Origin of the sequence: Finegoldia magna, assembly GCF_003182075.1 — a bacterium.
GTDB classification, from domain to species: domain Bacteria; phylum Bacillota; class Clostridia; order Tissierellales; family Peptoniphilaceae; genus Finegoldia; species Finegoldia magna.
In genome coordinates this window covers 1-4,105 of the sequence record NZ_QGTH01000043.1, presented here as the reverse complement: position 1 = coordinate 4,105, position 4,105 = coordinate 1, and the positions used below count along the sequence as shown (strand labels likewise).

The following is a 4,105-nucleotide window of genomic DNA, read 5'->3' as shown; positions in this document are numbered from 1 at the left end:
GAAAAAAGACAAAGGAGTATATGATAAAGTTTGCGAATACATTCGTCCTCATTTGAATAAAGACATGGAGATGCTTGAACTTGCTTGTGGAGTAAGACCTTTCTTGTCTGATAAATTTGATATTACAAAGCATAAGAATTACAAGTTGTTGGAAGATTATGATAAGAAAAACTTGTTTGATGTTGAAGAGTATCTAACAAATAGAGATAAGGTAAAGTTAAAATCAAGTTATAAGATAAATAGGTTAAACATTTGAGTTTATGGAGAAAGCAAAATGTGCGAAAATAGAAAATCATCTTTAATTATATTAAATATAAATGGTGTGCAGTTTATTTTGGAAAGTGATACAGAACTTACAAGTGATAAGAAAAATTATATTGAAGCAATATGTGAGACAATGTACGATGAAAGTAATGAATGGTATGAAGATATATATGATATGTCTCCATATGATATAGCTGAGCTATTTGAAAAAACAGTAAAAGAAGAAGTAGGAATAACTGCTACATTTAAAGCGATAGATCTCGAAGTATCTATTGTAGAAGACTAGAAATAAGGTATTAATAGGCGATAGAAATTAAAAACTCTATCGTCTTTTTTTATACTCAAAATTAGGAGGTTAAGATGGTAAGGATAAGAAGTCCCACTTAAATAATTTAATATATAAGAAATTTAGCGATTGAAATTAAAAGTTCAGTCGCTTTTTTAATTGAAATTTATAGATTAAGGAGAAGAAATTAATGGATAGAGAAATGATAAATATTAATGCAAATTTAGTTAAAGAAGCTGAATTTTCAGAATTTGAAAAAGATGGAGAAAATGTTCAAGTAGTAAATTTTGCTCTTGTTAAAAAATATGGAAAGGGCAAAGAATATACAAATTGCTCAGTATATGGAGAAAAGGTAGAAATTGTAAAAGAATTTGAAAAAGGAGATCTAATCCATGTCTTTGGATATTTCAAAGAAAACAAAAAAGGAGATAAGGTCTACAAGAATTTTATAGTTAAATCACTAAATAAAATAGAAAATAAGAAAGAAAACGAGGAGGAATAATATGGAATTTTTTACAGCTGGAGTTGGAGTTTTAAAGACACTTGTAACTGCAATTGGTGCAGGTTTAGGAGCATGGGGAGTTATTAACTTGATGGAAGGTTATGGTAATGATAACCGTGCGACACGTTCATAAGTGAAAAGCTTATGCACTAAGTCGAAGGACTGAAAGTTCAAAACTTAGGAGAACTGGCAATCTGATAGGTAGAATGACGGGGTAACGCCCTGAAATGCCTACACTGATACTCCGATTGGCAATGAACATTAGACTATTTCATTGTCAAAAGCTCGGTGAAGTCGGCAGAGAGTAGCCGTAAGACTGATATTAACATCAGACACGAAAGCTGTTCAGAGGTGGACGGTGCTACCTATATGTCGGGTGTCGAATACGCATGGTGAGAATGTGTATACCAAAGCACTGACGTACTTCCGAATGTAAGGGTCTAAACGTTTGAATTTGCCTAACGGCAATTCCCATCAAAGATGGGGTGTTTGTGGATGAGTAAGAATGGTTGTTATGAAAATCCATATATCGTTACAGGCGATATGGTGAAAACTAAACACAGGCTTAGAGGAAGAACCTAAACGTATTCAAAGATAAGATTGTCGGAACGTGGTAAGCCAAGAGCATGGAAGCAGTCTAATGCTAATGAAGTGTTGAATGGGAAAATGACTGAAAAAAAACAGCATATAACCGTTCTTTATCTTGGTGAAAGCGGTGGCACAGTACCTATGAAGCGAAAATAATAAGTTCGTGGAGGGATAGCCACCAGTCACAGGAAAGTACAAGAACTGAAATTAAGACAAACACAGCTTCGAGTATGACAAAGAAAATCAAATCCGAAAGGAGATGGTGACTGTGTCCACTTCGAAACAAACACTGAAACAAAGCAAAATCCGTTATACGGAATACTATGACTTGCAAAAAGTCCTTGATGATTTATATGAAGATAGCAGTAAGAATAAAGTATTTTCAAATTTAATGGAGTTGATAACTTCAAGAGAAAATATAAAACTTGCCTATCGCAGTATCAAAGGGAACAAAGGAAGTCATACAGCCGGAGTAGATGGCAGAACAATAAAACATCTATCAAGGCTAAATGAAGAAGAATACATTTCTCTCATACAAAAACAGTTTCATTGGTATAAACCACGCCCTGTAAAGAGAGTGGAGATACTAAAGCCTAATGGGAAAATAAGACCTTTAGGAATACCGACTATTGTAGACAGAATTGTACAACAATGTATCTTGCAAATATTAGAGCCGATATGTGAAGCCAAGTTTCATGACAGCTCCTATGGGTTTCGACCTAACAGGAGTACGGAACACGCTATTGCAGAATGTGCGAGACTAATGCAGATACAGCACTTACACTATGTAGTTGATATTGATATACAAGGATTTTTCGACAATGTATATCATGCAAAGCTCATAAGGCAACTTTGGAATTTGGGTATCCAAGACAAAAAGCTACTTTGTATCATTAAGGAAATGCTGAAAGCAGACATAGTTATGCCCGATAAAAAGGTAATTACACCAACAAAGGGAACACCACAAGGCGGTATATTATCACCGCTACTATCTAATGTAGTCTTGAACGAATTAGATTGGTGGGTTTCTTCTCAATGGCTGACAATGCCCACGCATTATCCATATAAACAGAGAACGAACAGTCAAGGAACAGAGATAAAAAGCCATACCTACAGAGCTTTAAGAACAAGCAACCTAAAAGAAATATACATTGTAAGGTATGCTGATGATTTTAAGATATTTTGCCGTAATTACTACGATGCAAAAAGAATCTATCAGGCAGTTACAAAATGGTTGCAAGACAGATTAAAACTAAATGTAAGTGAAGAAAAATCTAAAATAACAAATCTAAAACAAAAGTATTCGGAGTTCTTAGGTTTCAAGCTGAAGGTTAAACCAAAAGGCAAAAAGTTTGTTGTACAGTCGCATATAAGTGATAAGGCACTGAAAAATGCAAAAGAAGATATTTCTAAATGTGTTGCGGATATAAAAAGACCTGCAAACGAAAAGGAACAGTACAAAGCAATAGCCAAGTATAATGCCACTGTTTCAGGCTTGCATAATTACTACCAAATAGCAACAAATGTAAGTTTGGACTTTGCTAAAATAGCCTTTCACATTAAAAAGCAGATGAACAACAGACTTGATATTAAAACCAGTGGAACTCTAAACAAAGGATTTATCAAAGAAAAATATGGAAAAAGTAAACAGCTTCGCTTCCTTAATGGACATCCGCTAATTCCAGTTGGATATATTAGGACAAAGGACGCAAAACACAAGAAAAAGGTTGTAAATAAATACACTGCAAAGGGCAGAGCTTTTATTCATAAAAATCTGCAAATTGATGTAGATACACTTGTTTGGTTGATGAGACATCCTGTACTTGATAAGAGTATAGAGTTTGCAGACAACAGAATCTCGCTCTTTGCAGCTCAATATGGCAGATGTGGGGTAACAGGTGTAAAACTTACACCAAACGATATACATTGCCATCACAAGATACCGCTTGAACAAGGCGGTACAGACAGTTATAGCAACTTAATTCTTGTTACAGAAGCAGTTCATATACTTATCCATGCAACAAAAGAAGATACAATCCAAAAATATATAAAAGAGCTTGGCTTAACGGTCAAGCAGATCGAGAAATGTAATAAGCTTAGAAAAATGGCAGGATTGCCACTAATTTAGAAAAAAAATAATTTGTTACGAAGTGTGTAAGTCTTAGTTAAAACGTGAAAACCTTTCTTGTGATGGAACGCCGTGTGCGGTGAAAGTCGCATGCACGGTGTGAAGTGGGGGAAAATCCGGAGATAACATCAAAGGATTACCTATCACTATCTGGTGCTAAATCCCAAGGTATTAAGCAGCTTATGGCTGGTGGGGGAATTGTACTAATCGGTATCAAATTAATTCCACTACTTGCAAATGCATTAAATTAGGAGAAAGTCTATGTTTGGTATCTTTGACAAGCTAACTGAATTTTTTAAGGATATGCTACTCGGAGGTATCAAAGCAAATCTTGAGT

Annotated in this window: 6 protein-coding genes; all 6 read left to right on the top strand. The window is 34.8% G+C overall.

Annotation, left to right across the window (positions count from 1 at the left end; all coding sequences use genetic code 11):
- On the top strand, positions 1-256 hold a 256-nt coding region (locus DES33_RS09380; RefSeq protein ID WP_428839415.1), incomplete at its 5' end, for a hypothetical protein.
- Positions 257-274: 18 nt separating this feature from the next.
- Positions 275-550: a hypothetical protein gene (locus DES33_RS09375; RefSeq protein WP_110058818.1), complete on the top strand. Its 276-nt coding sequence runs from the start codon at positions 275-277 to the stop codon at positions 548-550.
- 190 nt (positions 551-740) lie between these two features.
- Positions 741-1,052 (top strand): single-stranded DNA-binding protein, encoded by a 312-nt coding sequence (locus DES33_RS09370; protein ID WP_110058817.1) that lies wholly within the window; start codon positions 741-743, stop codon positions 1,050-1,052.
- 1 nt (position 1,053) lies between these two features.
- Positions 1,054-1,185 carry a Maff2 family mobile element protein gene (locus tag DES33_RS09365; RefSeq protein WP_000394205.1) on the top strand — a complete coding sequence of 44 codons (132 nt, stop codon included), beginning with the start codon at positions 1,054-1,056 and terminating at the stop codon, positions 1,183-1,185.
- A gap of 723 nt (positions 1,186-1,908) precedes the next feature.
- Positions 1,909-3,768 carry a group II intron reverse transcriptase/maturase gene (gene ltrA / locus DES33_RS09360; protein WP_110058816.1) on the top strand — a complete coding sequence of 620 codons (1,860 nt, stop codon included), beginning with the start codon at positions 1,909-1,911 and terminating at the stop codon, positions 3,766-3,768.
- A gap of 104 nt (positions 3,769-3,872) precedes the next feature.
- On the top strand, positions 3,873-4,019 hold the full coding sequence (locus DES33_RS09355; RefSeq protein ID WP_000504425.1) for a Maff2 family mobile element protein: 147 nt from the start codon (positions 3,873-3,875) through the stop codon (positions 4,017-4,019).
- Positions 4,020-4,105: the final 86 nt, after the last annotated feature.

What these genes read in the sequence shown, in the direction of transcription:
- DES33_RS09375 (WP_110058818.1), top strand. Translation starts at nt 275, where the DNA reads ATGTGCGAAAATAGAAAATCATCTTTAATTATATTAAATATAAATGGT.
- DES33_RS09370 (WP_110058817.1), top strand. Translation starts at nt 741, where the DNA reads ATGGATAGAGAAATGATAAATATTAATGCAAATTTAGTTAAAGAAGCT.
- DES33_RS09365 (WP_000394205.1), top strand. Translation starts at nt 1,054, where the DNA reads ATGGAATTTTTTACAGCTGGAGTTGGAGTTTTAAAGACACTTGTAACT.